Source organism: Dyadobacter sp. CY345 (assembly GCF_021502725.1).
Classification (GTDB): Bacteria; Bacteroidota; Bacteroidia; order Cytophagales; family Spirosomataceae; genus Dyadobacter.
In genome coordinates, this window is the sequence record NZ_JAKFFS010000001.1 from 292,810 (window position 1) to 310,388 (window position 17,579).

The window sequence follows — 17,579 nt, forward strand, 5'->3', positions numbered from 1 at the left end:
AATTATGTAGATTGAAAGAAATTTTTGGATATTTATACCATATAGATTGGCTTAATTAACGATCAATCTCATAAAATATCATTTCAACATTTACCAGAAAATAATCTTAAACTTATGGGGAAAGGCAAGGATTTATTCGGAAAATACAACGATTTAGGAAAAGAAAAAGGAGTTGGAAGTGAAGAATATAATTACTCCTGTGTTCTGTTTCAGGCACTATTGATGCTGGGTGAAAGAAAAGTTTTTGAACTCCTGGAAGAGGCAGATGCAACCGGCAAAAAATTATCTTTGGAATATGAAGCCCAGACAAGCGACGGTGAAGTGATGCCGAGTGAGGTGATCCTGGTTTGAGAAAGATTTTTAATGAAGTATTACTTATGCACTGCTTTTTTATGTAAATCCAGCATCCTTCATTTATAGTCCACAATTCATTCGTCAACTCCATTTCTTCGGAAGTTTTCAGAAGCATATTTTTTTTATTTAATATCTATCGTATTATTGCAATAAGAAAATAAGGTTTTACCTTTGAATTATGGGAGTTACAAAGACACAGGTTTTCACGGATAAACAAAACCGCATCGCTGATTTAGCAAAAGCGCTTGCACATCCTGCGCGCATCGCGATCATTCAGCATTTATTGAAAGAGAAATCATGTGTTTGTGGTGATCTGGTGGAGGTCTTGCCGCTCGCACAGGCGACAGTTTCACAACATTTGAAGGAACTCAAAAATATTGGTATCCTTCATGGTGAGATCAATCCTCCTCGGGTTTGTTATTGTATCAATGAAACGGTCTGGCAGGAAGCTAAGGCAATTTTTGGAGAGATTTTCGAATCGGAAGTCGCACCGAATTGTTGCAATTAATTAGATTTTGGAATAAATTTTTTATATTATATTTATCGTAACATAGCAATGAATAATTTGAGTCCATTGAACTGGCAGGCATTTAAAAATATGCTTTTAGAAAATGCTGAGCAGGTACTTCAATTCGAGTATGCTGAGGGGATATTTGTGGATGCTTCGTATCACATTACCGAAATCAAGCAGGCACCTATTGTTTCGGTGGATTGTGGCGGGGTAATGAATAGCTGGACAGAAATTATCGTACAACTTTGGGAGCCGTCCGTGTCGGAGAAAGACCGCGCGATGAAGGTCAGCAAAGCACTATCCATTGTGAATCTGGTTGAAAAATCACTTCCACTTAATCCTCTTGGCATAGTTAAAATCGAATTTGGTAATTCCAAGTTTGATACCCGCCAGATGTACCCGTCAGAATTTGTTTCAGAAGGTGACAGCTTCACCGTGAGACTGGCGGCGGACTATACACAATGCAAAGCCATTACAAGAGGAGAAAGTTGCGGAACGACGCCAACGGGTGAAGCGTGCTGCACGCCTGCTGAAAATACAGTCGCACCAGTAAAACAAACGCTTGTATTGGAAACCATTGGTGCAGAAAATCAAAGCTGTACACCCGGCGGTGGTTGTTGTTAATAGCTTTTAGCAATTAGCTAATCAATAGTAGTCATAGATGAGATCTTCAAATACTTATTTTTATGATATCAATACGCAGTCTGGAGGCTGATGATTGGGCCGCAGTCCGTGAGATTTATGCAGAAGGTATTGCTACGGGACAGGCTACTTTGGAAACAAGTCCTCCGGAATGGGACGTTTGGGACAAATCTCATACACGGGAATTACGGTATGTCGCACTGAATGACGATAATGAAGTTATTGGCTGGACCGCCCTTACGCCTGTTTCCGGCAGATGCGTTTATGCAGGTGTAGCCGAAGTAAGTGTATATGTAGGAAGCAGATTCAGAGGACAAAAGATTGGTGATATGCTTTTGAAACACTTAATCAGACAAAGCGAAATGACTGGTTACTGGACTTTACAGGCTGGAATATTCCCGGAAAACCTGGCGAGTATGAGTCTTCATACCCGGAACGGTTTCAGGCTCATCGGATTTCGGGAAAACATTGGAAAAATGAACGGAGTCTGGCGAAGTGTTAATCTTCTGGAAAGAAGAAGCAAGGTTGTGGGAATGGATTGAGTACGGTGTAGGTTACACGGAGGACCATAGAGTCAAAAAGGAGATTCACAGAGTTTTAAGAAGAATGGATGCCGGTTCGTACAAAGATTTATGGGAGTTAGACGAGGTTACTAGAGATAAAAAACTCTGTGTAACTCTTTTTATCCTCTGTAAGGCTCTGTGTAACCAATTAACCAAAAACTATGAAAAAAATATTAGTGCTCTGCACCGGCAATAGCTGCCGCAGCCAGATAGCAGAAGGATATCTCGGAAAATTTGCCGGCGATAAAGCCGTTGTTTATAGTGCGGGGGTTGAAACACATGGTGTCAATCCGAAAGCCATAACAATCATGGCTGAGGACGGGATTGACATTTCGAATCATTCTTCAAACAATATAGAAGAATACACAGATATCGACTTTGATTTTGTGATCACCGTTTGTGACAATGCCAAAGAGCGCTGTCCGTATTTTCCTACGAATGCAAAGAAATTCCATCACAATTTCCCGGATCCAGCCAAAGCTGTCGGTAGCGATGAAGAGGTTGAAGAGGAATTTCGGGCTGTCAGGGAAATGATTAAGGAATATAGTGAAGATTTTGTGAAGACAAATCTTTAATAATTCTGCGTCTGGGCTGGATGTTATTTAAATCGAATTTATGAAAAACTGCGGATATCGACCAGCCAGCGAGCTATCCGCGAAAAGCTAATAGCTTAAACTTATGTCTGCTACAAATTGTGCCCCAGCGGCCAACCGAAAGAAACTCAGCTTTCTGGACCGCTATTTAACTTTATGGATTTTCATCGCCATGGCCATTGGTGTGGGACTTGGCAATTTTGTGCCATCGATACCTGCTTACATCAATACTTTTTCAAGTGGTACGACAAACATACCGCTGGCGATCGGGCTGATCTTAATGATGTATCCGCCACTTGCCAAAGTGAAGTACAATAAAATGGGCGAGGTGTTCCGCAATACAAAAGTGATGACGGTTTCGCTGATGCTGAACTGGATTATCGGGCCAGTGCTGATGTTTATTCTCGCTATTATATTTCTTCCAAACCATCCTGAATACATGATCGGGCTTATCCTGATTGGCCTTGCCCGCTGTATCGCCATGGTGCTGGTGTGGAATGAGCTTGCAGAAGGAAGTCGGGAGTATGCTGCCGGACTGGTGGCGTTAAACAGTGTTTTCCAGGTTTTGTTGTATAGTTTTTATGCTTACTTTTTCATAACTGTCCTTCCTCCTTTGGTTGGTTTGAAAGGTCTGGATGTGGATATAACCATCGCTGAAATTGCAGTGAGTGTTGGTATTTATCTGGGTATTCCATTCGCTGCCGGCGTGCTGAGCCGCGTTGGGCTGACAGCACTAAAAGGTGAGCAGTGGTATGAACAAAAATTTATTCCTTTCATCTCACCAATTACGTTGGTGGCGTTGTTATCAACAATTATTTTAATGTTTTCACTGAAAGGTGAGCTCATAATACAATTGCCCGGCGACGTGCTTCTGATCGCAATTCCGCTTGTGATCTATTTTGTTATCATGTTTCTGGTCAGCTTTTTTGTGGCAAAAGCGCAGGGAGCTGATTATTCACAAAACGCATCCATTGCCTTTACAGCATCGGGTAACAATTTTGAGCTGGCGATCGCGGTTGCGATTGGCGTGTTTGGTATCAATTCAGGCCAGGCTTTTGTGGGTGTGATCGGGCCACTCGTGGAAGTACCTGCTTTGATTGCACTCGTTAACGTAGCATTTTGGTTACGCGACAAATACTATAAGACTGACACTGTTCCTGCACAACATGGAAATGTATGATCTGATTGTGATCGGAGGCGGGCAGAGTGCTTTGGCCTGCGCATACTTCCTCCGCCGTGCCGGTTTGAAATATATTATCCTTGATGACCAGCCGCAGGGCGGTGGAGCCTGGCAGCACACATGGGATTCGCTGACCTTGTTTTCGCCAGCCGAGTACAGCTCGCTGCCTGGCTGGATGATGCCCAAGTCTGAAAACGAATTTCCTTCAAAACTGGAAGTCCTGGATTATCTAAGTGCCTATCAGGAACGTTATCAAATCCGGATACAACATGGTGTGAAAGTGACAGACGTTCAAAAAAACGGAACTGTTTTCACGGTGATTTCTGACCAGGGCGAATATCAGAGTCGGGCTGTGATTTCGGCAACCGGCACTTTTCAAAATCTGTTCATACCTGAAGTGCCAGGAAAAGATCTTTTCAAAGGACATCAGCTGCACTCTGCACAGTACAAAAACGCGGAGCCTTTTAAAGATAAAAATGTACTCATTGTGGGCGCAGGAAACTCCGGCGCGCAGATACTGGCAGAAGTTTCCAAAGTGGCTAAAACAGTCTGGGCGGCACAAAATACTCCGGAATATTTGCCTGATGATGTGGATGGCCGAGTACTTTTTGATGTAGCATCCGCCAAATACAATGCGATGAAGGAAGGTAAGGAGTTTGTCCCTTCACAATACAATATAGGAAACGTGGTCATGGTGCCGACCGTGAAAGAAGCCCGCTCACGTGGTGTTCTCGAAACCCGGGAAACTTTTAAGGAGATTTATGAAAATGGGGTTGTTTGGCAGGACGACAGCCGACAGCCTTTTGATGCGATAATCTGGTGTACGGGATTTGGGTTCGCAACCGGTCATCTGAGAGGCCTGGGTATTTTGCAGGAAAAGGGAAAAACGGATTGCGAAGGCACCAGGTCCGTAGATGTAGAAGGTCTCTGGCTTGTAGGTTACGGAAGTTTTACCGGCTTTGCGTCGGCTACTTTAATCGGTGTCGGCCGTTCTGCACGTCAGACGGTCAGTGAAATAGTTGAATATTTAAAAATACAGAAATAATGAAAATTGCTTTATTTTCAGACATTCATGCCAATTTGCCTGCCTTAGAGGCCTTTTTTAAAGATGTTGAAAGCCGTGACACCGACGCGATTTATTGTCTGGGTGACCTGGTGGGTTACAACATCTGGCCTAACGAGGTTGTTGATGAGATCAGAAAACGGGGTATACCGACCATTGCCGGAAACTACGATTTTGGTATTGGCCGAAGCAGCGATGACTGCGGATGTGCTTATAAGACGGACGACGAAAAGGCAAATGGCAAGGTTTCAATTTCCTTCACCAACGAGATTATGAAGGAGGAGCAAAGAGCCTACCTGCTGACCTTGCCTGCTCATATTCGTTTGGAATTTCAATTGAATGATCAACCGCTTTCTGTGCTTCTCGTACATGGCAGCCCGCGCCGGATCAATGAATATTTGTTCGAAGATCGTGATGAAAAAAGTATGCTGCGGATCATGGAGCAGGCTAATGCCGATGTGATGCTGTTTGGCCATACACACAAACCCTATCTCCGGATTCTGGATTCTGTGCAAGACGACGGCAGTAATCATTTCCGTCATGCGATCAATATTGGTTCGGTTGGTAAACCAAAAGACGGGGATCCGCGAGGCGGATATGTGATTTTGCATATCAATCAGGATGCATCCGTTTCAGATAAAGAAAGTATCGCGGTAGAATTTGTCCGGTTTGAATATGATGTTGAAAAGGCAGCCAAAGCGGTGGAGGATTGTATTCTTCCCAATGCCTACGCCGAATCCTTACGTATCGCCAAATGAGAATAGCACTGTTATCTGATATCCACGCCAATCTGCCTGCTTTCGAAGCTGTGCTCGAAGATTTGGAAAAACAAAAACCAGATGCCGTTTATTGCCTGGGTGATCTTGTGGGTTATAATGTCTGGCCCAACCAGGTGATCGGTCTGATCCGCAGCCATGGCATTGCTACCATTGCCGGAAATCATGATCTGAAAGTGGCAAAAATACTTCCTTCACAGGATGAATGCAGCACTGAAAAAAGCAGTGAATACGCTTACAAGCTCGTGGGCAATAAAGAGCGGGAATATCTTTTGACGCTGCCGAGACATTTAAAACTTGAATTTCAGTTAAATGACGATTCACTGAATATGCTATTGGTGCATGGCAGTCCGCGCAGTATCAATGAATACCTGCTGGAAGAATTGCCAGAGGACTATATGTCTGAAATGCTTAAAGAATTTAAAACTGATATTTTGTGTTTCGGTCATTCGCATAAACCGTATCACCGCATTATTAATTCTGGTGAAAACGGGGCAGATCATTTCCATCATTTGATCAATACAGGTTCGGTTGGAAAGCCAAAAGACGGTGATGTAAGGGCATGTTACGTAATACTGACGATCGATGCTTCGGCAAGTACGAAAACCAGGTATGGCATTCAGGTGGACTTCATCCGGGTAAAATACGATGTGGAAAAAGCAGCGCAGGCGGTGGAACTAAGCTTATTACCTTATGCTTTTGCAGATAATTTAAGAGGAGCATACTGATTAGGGCAGTCTGGAATTTTGTAAGAATCTAATTTACCGGCGCAATCTGTTTTAATTTTCAATTTGACAGACGCCAGTCCAATTATTTAAATGACGCTATTTCGAAACTTTTAATAACGTTGTGAGAGAGGGGGTTCACGTATGTCTTGATCAATAATCAAAGTTGGTTTTTATCACTTTGGCAGGTATACCTGCCACAATCGTATTTGCCGGCACATCGCGGCTGACTACTGCGCCCGCAGCAACTACCCCATTTTCGCCGATCGTTACACCAGGCAAAATCGTTGCCCCTGCGCCGATCCACGCATTTTGTCTTATAATAACGGGTTTTAAAATAAGCGCTTTTCTATCTGCCGTATCAGTCGGATGGTTCTCGGAAGTAATATTTACCCGCGGGCCGATCTGCACGTCGTCTTCAATATAGATTCCACCGATGTCCAGAAAGGAACATGCATGATTTATAAACACGTTTTTGCCCAAACGGATAAACCGGCCAAAGTTTGTATGAAAAGGAGGGAAAATGGTCGTTGACTGATCAATGGGAATGCCAATAATTTCACTCAATCTTTGCCGCATGTCGTCCATATCTGTCGCATTCGCATTCATCTCTACACAAAGCTGAATGGTCTTTGCAACTGCCTTTGTAAAGTCTTCATAGCCTTGATCGTCCTTTCGAATCACCTCGCCTGATCGCATCCTTTTAAAAATGGCTGGCTCTTTTTCCTGATCATTCATATCAATTTGTTTTATCCAAAGAAAACAACACAGTAACGTTTCCAGAGCCAAGCGCTGCTTTTAACCCGGAAACGTCGTCGATTTTTGCAATACGTGTGTAGGTATAAGATGTAGAAAATGTCTCATAGAACAGCACCAGCGTGTTTGAAGTGTAGAGTATGATATCGCCATTTTCGATTCTGCCCGGATTTGAAGGATTGCTGGGAAGGTTACCGGAAAATCGGTAGTATTTTTCATTTGCATTCAGTTCATCCATGGAAATGGTCAGCGGCAATCTTGCCTTGAATGCAGTAACTGTCGCGTTGTTTGCCAGTGTCGCAGAAAACGTTTTTTCGCCGATCTGTAAAATCAAGCGATTAACTGTGGTATCTGGCGTTTTAATATCTTCCTGTGCTCTACTTTTTATTGTCTCTACCGTTTCCATATCATCGTTTTTACATGCCATAAAGGCAACAACTACGAGTGTAAGTTGTATTAAAATGATCCATGTATTTTTCATCACATTTGATTGTTTATCAGATCGTAGCAGCATCGATTACAAATCTGTAACGCGCCTTTTTGTCGATTACTTTTTTCCAGGCTTCATTCACGTCAGCCGCTTTAATAATCTGAATTTGAGGAAATATTTTGTGATCGGCGCAATACTGTACAACTTCCTGGGTCTGTGGAATACCGCCAATGAGTGAAGCATTAAAATTGACGCGGGTATTGGCCAGGCCGATGTTGCTTAACGTAAGATTGAATCCTTCTGGCATTCCGACTTGCGTATAAAAACCATTGATTTTCACAACCGAAGCATAAGAAGCAACATCGTACTGTACCGGAATCGTAGCGATCATGTAATCAAGCAAGCCTTTGTATGTTTTTAATTTAGCCAGATCGTCAACCACAATCACTTCTTTTGCACCAAAAGAAAGTATTTCCTTCACTTTGTCCGGAGAAGTTGTAAAGGCATATACTTCGGCGCCTTTGGATACAGCCAGCTTCACAGCCAAATGTCCGAGCCCGCCGATACCTGCAACACCAAATTTGTCCCCCTTTTTTATTGACGCTTTCATCAAAGGAGAATAAGTCGTAATGCCCGCACATAACAAAGGTGCAGCCTGTTCCAGGCTGATATGGTCAGGAATATGAATAGCAAAATGCTCCCTGACCACAATATTATTAGAATAACCTCCCTGTGTTATGCCCGTCGGAGCAGATTTTTCAGGGTTTCCGTAGGTGAACAGCGTTTTACCATTGTCGCAAAACTGCTCGTCGCCTTTTTTGCAGCTCTCGCAGTCCATGCAGCTGTCTACCATACAACCAACACCGGCCCGATCACCAACTTTAAATTTGGTAACATTTTTTCCAATGGCAGTAACGATCCCGGCAATTTCGTGGCCTGGTACCTGCGGATATATTTGTTTGCCCCAGTCACCTTTCATTTGATGAATATCCGAATGACAAATGCTGGCAAATTTGATATCAATCAGAATATCGTCATCACCAACTGGCCTGCGTTCAAATTCCCAGAGACTCAATTTTCCTGACGCGTCCTTGGCCGCATATCCTTTTGACTTGATATTATTAGCTGCTGAACTTTTGAACGTTTGAGAAAAAAGCCTGGTTTGCGCAGCCATCGTCAAACCACCGCCGGCCATTACTGTTTGCAAAATAAATTTTCTTCTGGATTGACCTGATTTGTTATGATTATATTTTTCCATATCAATGTTTAGTTTTGATTATTATATTCCTCTTCGGTCACAGGTTGCAACCATTTTACGATTCCTTTTTCTGTGTTGGGGAGAATATAAAGCTGCTGCATGCCGGTCTTCGGACTGGCACCATGCCAATGGACGACATTGGGTGGGCAAGTGACAACGTCACCTTTTTTGAGGTCTCTCCTTGGTTCACCCTTAATCTGGTGATAGCCGATGCCGTCTGTGATCACTAAAATTTGCCCGGCCGGGTGCGAATGCCAGTTGCTCCTTGCTTTTGGTTCAAAGTATACATTGCCAATCACCGTGGAAAGCGTTGTATCACTGGGTACCATATCATAATTCCAGGCTTTGCCAGTGAAATGGTCAGCAGGACCAAGTTTGCCTTTGGGGAAAATGCCGAGACTTACATCAGGATTCGTTTCGCTTTTTTGAGCGATTCCGGGAGCTGCGATTGACACCAGTACAGCGATCAAAAGTGCATGTGTCAGGTAATTGTTAAAACTTTTCATTAGCATAAATATTTTAATAAAATCCTATGACAAAATTACCCGTCCGAAAGGCCGGACGGGTAATGACAATCAAACCAATAGTTAAGAATTTCAAACTTCCTGGATACGCAATGCTTTGGGATTCGTCCCGGTTATCCTCTTAAAAAAATTATTGAAGTAAGTGGGATATTCAAATCCTAACGCATAAGCAATTTCGGAAATGTTCCAATCCGTATGTTGCAGCAGTGCCTTGGCTTCTGTGATAATGCGCTCTGTGATATGAGTTGTTGTCGGTTTTCCTGTAATTTGTTTTACAGCCCGGTTGAGATAATTAATATGCAGGTTCAAGTTTAGGGCATAGTCCTGGGCAGTTTTGAGCTGCAAGGGACGGTCGGCGCTTTCGATTGGGAACTGCCTTTCCAAAAGTTCTAAAAATACAGACGTGATACGCGCGGCAGCATTTTTTTGCTCATTGTAATTTTGGGAAGGTTGCAGCTTTAATGCTTCGTGTATGATCAGGTTAATGTAGTTGCGCATCAGGTCGTCCTTAAAGTTGTAATCCTGTTTTTGCTCTTCTATCATCCTCTGAAACAGCGTATTTAGAAAATTTCGCTGCTGCTCAGATATTTGCAGAATAGGCGTTCCGCCAATTTTAAATAATGGAGATTGTTGCAAGCTTTCACTGCGCTCAGCGATGTTTAAGAATTCTTCGGAAAACAGGCAGGTGTATCCGACGTAGCTGGTGGACAGCGTTTCCCAGGAATAAGGAATATGCGGATTTCCAAAAAACAAAACAGTACCTTCGGTTTCAAAACTTCTGTCTGAATAATGGATTTTACTATTTCCTGTCGTCAGGCAGATCTTATAAAAATCCTTCCGGCTATAAATGCGGGTCGCGTTGCCATCCTGTTCAATTTGGAACACATTGAATCCCTTCAACTTCAAATCGTTGTTGAAATCAGAAACCGGGCGTTGTTTTATATTTTCCATTGTACAAATTAAGAATTCTACAACATTTCGAAATAATATAGTCTAAGATAACTATTTGAAACAAAGTACGCTAAACTCATTCTTTTAGTAGTTAGTTAGTTTGAAATTCTTAACAGATGGTTTGAAAATCTTTACTTTTAGGCTTTTTTCAGTCTGATCTTTGTTGTGTTTATTCTAACTTTAAAACCAATCATTAAAATTATGCATATTACAAAAATAGGAAGCCAACCATCAGCCAAAGGGCCGGAAGACTGGTTTACAGGAGAAGTGAGAATTGATCCTCTTTTCAATGCAAACGAGGCCAGACGCGGTGCCGCATCCCTCGTCACATTCGAACCTGGGGCAAGGACAGCGTGGCATACACACCCACTTGGTCAAACACTGATCGTGACGGCAGGTTCCGGCTGGGTTCAGCGATGGGGCGGCGAAATTGAAAATATTTTTCCAGGTGACGTGATATGGTTTGAACCTAACGAGAAACACTGGCACGGCGCAACTTCAACAAACGGCATGTCGCACATCGTGATTCATGAAAACCTGGACGGAAAAGTTGTGGATTGGATGGAAAAGGTTACCGACTTGTAGTGAAGCATGGCTAATATGGTATTTTTGAAACCGGGCTTTGGAAATATTCGAATAGATTTTAAAAGCAGTTAGTTTAAGTCATCATATATTAATCCATTCTTTTCCCAATATCACCAACGGCTCGTCGAAAGTAACTGTTTAAGCATCAATCCGGTGTGGTCCGCCCTGAAATTTAAGCATCTAAAAAAAAGAAAGACTTATAACAACAGCTATGCACAGTTGAAATCACGGACCACGGAACTTTGGCACATGGCGACGCTGGAAGCATAATCCTTAAATTCGTCAGCCTGTGCTCAGTCCTTTTCAAAAATTGGGTAACAGGCTATTCATTTTATCTGCGGGCTCCACTTCTTCAAAATTTGTAATTTGGGTTGTCAGTTTTTGAATATTAATAACATACATAATCAGCCATGCAAAGGCAAGAAGGACCACAAAAAGAAAAAACGTCAAATCCCAACTAAAATTTTCCTTCATAGGTCCGATCAGTGTCGCGCCTGCCATCGAGCCCAGCGAGCCGAGTGTCATGTAAAAAGTAAACTGACTGGCGGATACTTTTTTCGAGCAGCATTGCATGGCGATGGCGTAGACACCAATCTTTGCAAATGCATTCAGCCATCTGTAAGTAATTATAAATCCGTATAGAAACGTGCTGTTTTCCCACAATGTTTTCGATAAAATCAGGGTGCTGGTTATTACCATAATCAAGAAAAAATAAATTCCGATCATGCGCTTTTTCCCAAACCTTTCAATTAAATAACCGCCTATTAACAGTCCTGCAATGCCACCGATCAAATCTGCTGTGGCAAATGCCTGTGAATATAATGTGTTTGTCCAACCAGTAATTTTTACAGCAAAAAGTGGAAGCAGTGTTTCAAAATAATTGTAAGAACCCATGGAAACAAACATTAATGCGGCAACCAGCATGGAATCCCTTAACCGAAAAAGACTATATAGAGATTTTAAAATGATTGACCAGTTCGTCACCTGCAACGTCTGATTTTGAATCGAAGCATTTCCCGCAGTCCACGGCAGGATTTTCTCTTCCGGCTGTTCCCTTAACAAAATCGGTACAAACGTCATTAACCCAATCATGGCAGAAATGGCGAGAATGGCTGCCGTAAAACCATGCACATTCAATATCCAGCTTCCAATAGCGAGGGCCAGCGAACTTCCAATCATTCTGGCTCCACCCATGAATCCGTTTGCGCGAGCCTGCTGATGATCTTCCAGCACATCCACAGCCATACCGTCGGTGGCCGCATCCTGCAAAGCGCCGCAAAAAGAAGCTACAAATGCTGCTATATTTAATATGTCCAGGTTTTGAAGCGGCTCTGGCACAAAGGCTAATGCAACAAAGCTCGCAGTTAGGCCCAGCTGCGCACCTATGACCCACGGTCGCTTTCTGCCCATGGGTAAATAAGCGTAACGATCCATCAATGGCGCTGCCACAAACTTGAATGTCCACGGAAGCGAACACGCTACAGCAAAAGCACCAATCTCTGTCGGCGTTTTTCCTTGCATGGCCAGCCAGGCCGGAATGCCTACGAAAAGCATACCCATATGCAGGCCTTCTGCAAAATACAAAGCAATAAAATTGGCATATCGCAAATTTGTATTTTCAGACAGCGCTGGAATTTTGGTGCTATTCATAGGGCGTGAATCGAATTGCCAATCATTTTAAAAAATAGGAACATTGGTAAATTGGTCGGGTAGGGGAGCAGGGACATTCGGGTTCGTGGCAATTTCACTTTGCGGGTAAATAAATCTTTGCGGTTTGCGGTTACCTACATATAGCGGAATAGGTAATTGCACAACAGGAATTGCTTTTGCGAGGCGACGGTAATCGTTAAATGCTTCATATTGCATTAAAAAAATGATGTAGCGCTGGGCGATGATTTCATAGAGCATTGCCTCTTGAATTGTCGCTTTTCTGGTCGGGTTAGCAATTCCTGTTGCTGCAAAATCACTTAATGAATAAGGCTCGTATTTTCGTCCGGCAGTTGGCAATGTTGCGCCGTGAAAATAACCACTTGCAAGCGCAACCCGGACTGCATTCAATGAAATAAGTGCCTCGTTTGTAACATTCTTCCTAGCTTGTGCTTCTGCAATGATAAGCTCATTTTCATAGTAAGTCAAAATCGGATGGAATGCATTAGCCATAAATGCGCCGTCGGTTGTATTCGCGTCCAGACTTCCCGTAGCGACGATTCCCGTTTTGAAATAATGATTATATAGTGCAGTTTCATCCGTTTTGCTGTTGGGCGACGCAATACGTGATTGCATGAGTTTGGGCAAATAAGCGCCGTCAAAACCAGTGTCACCAGCCCGGTTCACCCGGAAAAAATCATAGTTCTGATTTTGGTCAACGCCCAGGCTAGTGCCATGAGGGATCAGCATATCTGCCGTTTGCGTTTTGATGCCTTTCGCTGCGCTGGCAATGGCATTGTCATATTCCGCAGTGTGCAAATACAATCTGGCTTTCAATGTATTGGCGGCTGCTTTCCATTTGTTGACATCGCCTTTATATAGAAAATCCTGCTGCGTAAACGCGAGCCCGGCCGGGGCAGAGAGGTTCAGGATCCCATTGTCCAATGTTACTTGAAGCGCTTTGTAAACGTCGGCTTGTTTGTCAAAAACCGGCGTAGGGAAATTTGTTTCATCAAATGCCTGGCTGTACGGGACGTCTCCATATAAAGAAGTCGCTTTTGCGATCACCAAGGCTTCCAAAACCTGACCGACGCCTTTGGTCCATTTATCCCCAACCGCATCTGCTTTCACCTGGATCAGTCTGGCCTGACTGGCGACCGGATACAGCACATTCCAGCTGAAACTCTGGGAAGAGACAATATATTGACCAAAACCCTGATGTGCCCTGGACAGCCCAGCCAGCTCGCCAGCCCACATGGAAGCAATGCGCACATCCGTATCTTCGTGCAGCATCGACACGCCCAGCATCGTACCGGCCAGCAGCGTGGGGATGTTGACATCTGTCACTGCATTAGGATTACTCTGAATGTCCGGCTGGTCAAAACTTTGCTCGCAGCTTATCAAAAACTGCATCGTCAATAGTGCAATCCCAATCTTTTTTGAAAATATATTTTTCATTTTGATTTCTAAATTTTTGATTCTCAATCTGTCTTTTGAATGTTGAGAAACTTTTTAATATATGACCCGCACGCTGAAAAGTATCGACTTTGTGTTTGGATTCGTAAACCAATCCTGCCCGCGCGACAAGCCCGCTCCGGAAATATTCACTTCCGGATCGGTGCCAGTATATTTCGTCCAGAGTACCAGATTGCGGCCGGTAATGCTAAAATCAACGTTCGATAGATGTGTCAATCGGCGGAATGCTGGACTTTTCAAACTATACGAAAGCGTTATTTCCCGCAGACGCGACACGCTGCCATCTTCTACAAACTGCTTGTAAGAAGCAGAGGTAGAAGCCGTTCCGCGACCTTGCCACCAAGCTTGATTTATCGCAACGGGGCCGCCTCCAAAATCTTTAATTTGGCCCTGAAAGGCAGTTCCTTCTGCAATGGTGTTTCCATTCACGTCTTTGAGACCGCCAGCAGGAGCGACCACCGTGTGTCCCTGGTCGGCGTGTGTGCCAAAGTTGTAAAGCGATCCGCGCGTCCCGTTAAAGAAATCGTTTCCTGCAACGCGGTCGAACAATACGAAAAGGGATAAATTTTTGTATGCAAATGTGCTTCCCAAGCCGCCGCGCCATTTTGGATTAGGGTCGCCAATGATCTCGTTCTGAGTGCCAGCCTGCGGGAAACCATTTGCATCAAGTGCATAGGATCCGGATTCATTTTTCAGAAAATCAGTGGAGTAAAATATGCCGAATGGCTGACCAGGAATCAGCGAAGAATTCTGCATATAACTGTCCGGCAATGTGTAAACAGAAGCGCCAGCGAGCGAAACCACATTGCTGCGGTTTAATGAAAAATTAGCTGACAAATTCCAGTTAAAATCACCTTTTGAAATGACATTGGCACTTGCGTCCAGTTCAAGTCCTTTGTTGGAAAGCTCGGCTGCATTCACATTTCGAATGGTGTAGCCGGTACCGCTGGGAACATTTAATGCGAGGATCACATCCTTCGTACGGTTGCTATAACCTGTGGCTGAAAATGTGATTTTATTGTTTAAAAAGCGCAAATCTACACCAATTTCAGACTCCGATTTCCGTTCCGGGCTGAGGAAATTGTTTCCTGCGCTGGTGCTTCGAACATAGCCCCCGCCATACAAAGCGCTGGCTGAGTTTAGTCCGCGCGTGAATGTATCTCCGTAAGATGCTGGCCCAAAGGTTGTGAAGTTTTGATAAGGCTGCGGCTGGATTCCAACTTGTCCCCATGTTAAGCGCAGTTTACCAAAGCTTAAAACATCACTATTCTCCAATGGACCTAACCTGGAAAACTGCCACGCTAATGCGGCTGAGGGAAAAAAGAAGCTGTTTTTTGTTCTGGAACCAAATGTAGAAGCGCTTTCATTCCGGCCAGTTAATGTCAGGAAAAACATATTATATGCCTGCAATTCGGCTTGTGCGTAGTAGGCATAAGTGCGGATCAAGGAATTATAGTTGTTGGCTGTCAGGTTGGAATTTTGTGCATTAGTCAGGATATCCGGCGCCGTAGGAACGATGAGGTTGCTGATAGCACCAGCAAGTGTGGCGCGTCTGCGGCTGTTATAATTGACTCCAAGCAAAAAGGAACCACTAAACCGGTTATTGAATGTGGTGTTCGCAACAGCAAAAACATCGGTATTAAACTGCTTTTCAGAGATCCAGTTTTTAGATAAAAAACCATTTGGATAAAGTGCTGAATTTCTGCTGAAACGCTCCAAACGGTTATCCGTAAAATTGTCGACGCCCGTTCTCCCCGTAATATTCAGCCAGGAAACAGGGGTAATGTCCAATTGCAAAGTCCCGATCAGCCGGTCTACATCGCTGGTGTTTTTATTATTGCTAATGTTCCAAAGTGGGTTTGAATAAATCGTGCTCAGATCTTTGCCCAGTGGATTTCGGTAAGAAACATGCGCGTCATTGAAAACCTGTCCTGCCGGATTAGTGAATGTTCCTGTGGATTTGCTGTTGTCAAAATCAGGCGGCGTACGAAGTCCGCCCAGCATAATACCATCTACATTATCACCTTCCTGAACCCTGGAAGACTGTACTTTGGTATAACCCACATTGGCAGAAGCCCGCAGCCACGTTGTAAACTGACTCCCCACATTCACCCGCGCAGTATTGCGTTTGTAGTTGCTGAAAGCCTTAATAACCCCGTCCTGATTCAGATTGGAATAACTCACCAGAAATGTTGATTTGTTATCACCGCCACTAATATTTAAACTGTTATCAGTGAAATGTCCGGTTTGAAATACATCCTTGGTATGATCAAAAGTACTCTGATCATTCTTGCCGCCATGCGGGTTGGATGCCGTTCCGGGTGCAATAGCGTAGCGATTGCTGCCGTCAGGAAACATTACAACGCCCTGATAACCTGCCGCAGCGGGATCGGTAATGTAAGTGTCCTGTCCACCGGAGCGATCCGAAATAAGGTCGCCAAAACTGTTCCTGTTTCCCTGCTGATAAAGTCCGCCTAGACCCTGTCCGTAAGTACGCTGCAATGCAGGCATTTTATTTACACGATCAAAGGACACCGTGGATTTGAAGGTAATATTAACTTTCCCATTCGTGTTCTGACCTTTTTTAGTTGTGATCACGATCACACCGTTCGCAGCACGTGTTCCCCACAAGGCGGCAGCCGAAGCCCCTTTCAAAACTTCCATCCGCTCAATGTCCTCGGGGTTAATGTCGTTGATCCGCGATTGCTGGATGATCCCATTGTTAGCGGCCGTTCCTGCATTGTCGCTCGAATTGCTAACAGGCACGCCATCAATGATAAAAAGCGGTTGCGCATTGCCATTAATTGTGTTCTGTCCCCGGATTTGAATGTAAGCACCAGCACCAGGATCTCCACCGTTGCGGGTAATCAACAAGCCGGAAGTTTTACCGCTTAGTCCTGTCAGTAAGCTCGTTTCTCCACTTCTTACGATCGCTTTTCCTTCCAAGGTCGATACAGAAGAAGCAAATTTGTCGCGTTCTCCTTTGATACCCAAAGCAGTGATGATCACTTCATTCAATTCCTCAGAATTTGTACTTAATGAAATGTTAATGATACTGCGGCCAGAGATCGGCTCTTCCACAGTTTGCATACCGATTGCAGAAAAGACAAGCGTGGTTGCGTTAGAGGGGACACTAATTTTAAATGACCCATCTGCATCGGAAATGGTTCCTATAGTAGTTCCTTTTACTTGAATGGTAACTCCGGGTAGTGTTTCATTCGATTCGCCTGTCTTAACTGTGCCACTTAACAGGCTGTTTTTCTGCGCTTGAAGCGGAAGGTTGAAACAAAGTAATAGCTGGAAAAAAATGAGTAATTTTCTATTCATAAAATTGAGTGAACCAGTAACAGATAAGTAAGAAGTGCAGTTGAAATAGTGGTATGGGAAGAACCAGGTTGTGTTTTTACACAATTGACAAAATTCCATAACATGTTTAAATGTTAAAAAACTATGCCTGAAAAGCAGGAAAAGAAATAAATAAAAAATATTTAATGTGGTGGGAATGGCTGATTCAGATCACGCCGGATTTAAATCACAAAAGGACA

Annotated in this window: 18 protein-coding genes; 10 read left to right on the forward strand and 8 right to left on the reverse strand. The window is 43.7% G+C overall.

The annotated features are described in order from the left end of the window. The first annotated feature begins 114 nt into the window (after positions 1-114). From L0657_RS01315 to L0657_RS01355, 9 genes are all read left to right on the forward strand, one after another. A complete protein-coding gene (locus L0657_RS01315) occupies positions 115-351 on the forward strand; it encodes a hypothetical protein (RefSeq protein ID WP_235148559.1) in 237 nt (78 codons plus the stop codon). 181 nt (positions 352-532) lie between these two features. Further along, positions 533-862 carry a helix-turn-helix transcriptional regulator gene (locus L0657_RS01320; protein ID WP_235148562.1) on the forward strand — a complete coding sequence of 110 codons (330 nt, stop codon included), beginning with the start codon at positions 533-535 and terminating at the stop codon, positions 860-862. A 48-nt stretch (positions 863-910) separates the two neighbouring features. Continuing rightward, on the forward strand, positions 911-1,489 hold the full coding sequence (locus tag L0657_RS01325) for a DUF6428 family protein (protein ID WP_235148566.1): 579 nt from the start codon (positions 911-913) through the stop codon (positions 1,487-1,489). Between the two features lie 62 nt (positions 1,490-1,551). Beyond that, entirely contained in the window at positions 1,552-2,049 is a 498-nt protein-coding gene (locus tag L0657_RS01330; RefSeq protein ID WP_255717725.1) for a GNAT family N-acetyltransferase, read from the forward strand. Between the two features lie 182 nt (positions 2,050-2,231). Continuing rightward, a complete protein-coding gene (locus tag L0657_RS01335; RefSeq protein ID WP_235148567.1) occupies positions 2,232-2,645 on the forward strand; it encodes an arsenate reductase ArsC in 414 nt (137 codons plus the stop codon). Positions 2,646-2,748: 103 nt separating this feature from the next. Then, positions 2,749-3,843, forward strand: coding sequence for an ACR3 family arsenite efflux transporter (gene arsB / locus L0657_RS01340; protein ID WP_235148568.1), 1,095 nt, complete (start codon positions 2,749-2,751; stop codon positions 3,841-3,843). Continuing rightward, positions 3,830-4,888, forward strand: coding sequence for an ArsO family NAD(P)H-dependent flavin-containing monooxygenase (locus tag L0657_RS01345; protein WP_235148572.1), 1,059 nt, complete (start codon positions 3,830-3,832; stop codon positions 4,886-4,888). The genes arsB and L0657_RS01345 overlap by 14 nt, the downstream gene beginning before the upstream one ends. Then, positions 4,888-5,664 (forward strand): metallophosphoesterase, encoded by a 777-nt coding sequence (locus L0657_RS01350; RefSeq protein WP_235148573.1) that lies wholly within the window; start codon positions 4,888-4,890, stop codon positions 5,662-5,664. The genes L0657_RS01345 and L0657_RS01350 overlap by 1 nt, the downstream gene beginning before the upstream one ends. After that, positions 5,661-6,410, forward strand: a complete 750-nt coding sequence (locus L0657_RS01355; protein WP_235148574.1) for a metallophosphoesterase — start codon at positions 5,661-5,663, stop codon at positions 6,408-6,410. The genes L0657_RS01350 and L0657_RS01355 overlap by 4 nt, the downstream gene beginning before the upstream one ends. Positions 6,411-6,560: 150 nt before the next feature. Here the strand turns inward: L0657_RS01355 and L0657_RS01360 are convergent, their stop codons facing one another. The 5 genes from L0657_RS01360 to L0657_RS01380 form a co-directional block, all read right to left on the reverse strand. Then, the gene (locus L0657_RS01360; RefSeq protein ID WP_235148576.1) at positions 6,561-7,145 is read right to left on the reverse strand and encodes a sugar O-acetyltransferase; all 585 of its coding nucleotides are present in this window, start codon (positions 7,143-7,145) and stop codon (positions 6,561-6,563) included. A 1-nt stretch (position 7,146) separates the two neighbouring features. Continuing rightward, entirely contained in the window at positions 7,147-7,644 is a 498-nt protein-coding gene (locus L0657_RS01365) for a cyclophilin-like fold protein (RefSeq protein WP_235148578.1), read from the reverse strand. A 16-nt stretch (positions 7,645-7,660) separates the two neighbouring features. Then, positions 7,661-8,851 (reverse strand): NAD(P)-dependent alcohol dehydrogenase, encoded by a 1,191-nt coding sequence (locus L0657_RS01370; protein ID WP_235148579.1) that lies wholly within the window; start codon positions 8,849-8,851, stop codon positions 7,661-7,663. A gap of 8 nt (positions 8,852-8,859) precedes the next feature. Continuing rightward, positions 8,860-9,357 (reverse strand): cupin domain-containing protein, encoded by a 498-nt coding sequence (locus L0657_RS01375; protein WP_235148581.1) that lies wholly within the window; start codon positions 9,355-9,357, stop codon positions 8,860-8,862. A 90-nt stretch (positions 9,358-9,447) separates the two neighbouring features. Further along, positions 9,448-10,326, reverse strand: a complete 879-nt coding sequence (locus tag L0657_RS01380; protein ID WP_235148583.1) for an AraC family transcriptional regulator — start codon at positions 10,324-10,326, stop codon at positions 9,448-9,450. Between the two features lie 201 nt (positions 10,327-10,527). On the opposite strand from L0657_RS01380, the gene L0657_RS01385 reads away from it, so the two are divergent. After that, a complete protein-coding gene (locus L0657_RS01385; RefSeq protein ID WP_235148584.1) occupies positions 10,528-10,911 on the forward strand; it encodes a cupin domain-containing protein in 384 nt (127 codons plus the stop codon). 303 nt (positions 10,912-11,214) lie between these two features. On the opposite strand, the gene L0657_RS01390 is transcribed toward L0657_RS01385, so the two are convergent. Genes L0657_RS01390 through L0657_RS01400 form a run of 3 tightly spaced genes read right to left on the reverse strand, consistent with a single transcriptional unit; the run spans position 11,215 to position 17,361 of the window. Then, positions 11,215-12,561: an MFS transporter gene (locus L0657_RS01390; RefSeq protein ID WP_235148587.1), complete on the reverse strand. Its 1,347-nt coding sequence runs from the start codon at positions 12,559-12,561 to the stop codon at positions 11,215-11,217. Positions 12,562-12,588: 27 nt separating this feature from the next. Further along, positions 12,589-14,016 carry a SusD/RagB family nutrient-binding outer membrane lipoprotein gene (locus tag L0657_RS01395; RefSeq protein WP_235148590.1) on the reverse strand — a complete coding sequence of 476 codons (1,428 nt, stop codon included), beginning with the start codon at positions 14,014-14,016 and terminating at the stop codon, positions 12,589-12,591. A gap of 54 nt (positions 14,017-14,070) precedes the next feature. After that, the gene (locus tag L0657_RS01400; RefSeq protein ID WP_235148596.1) at positions 14,071-17,361 is read right to left on the reverse strand and encodes a SusC/RagA family TonB-linked outer membrane protein; all 3,291 of its coding nucleotides are present in this window, start codon (positions 17,359-17,361) and stop codon (positions 14,071-14,073) included. Between the last annotated feature and the right edge of the window lie 218 nt (positions 17,362-17,579).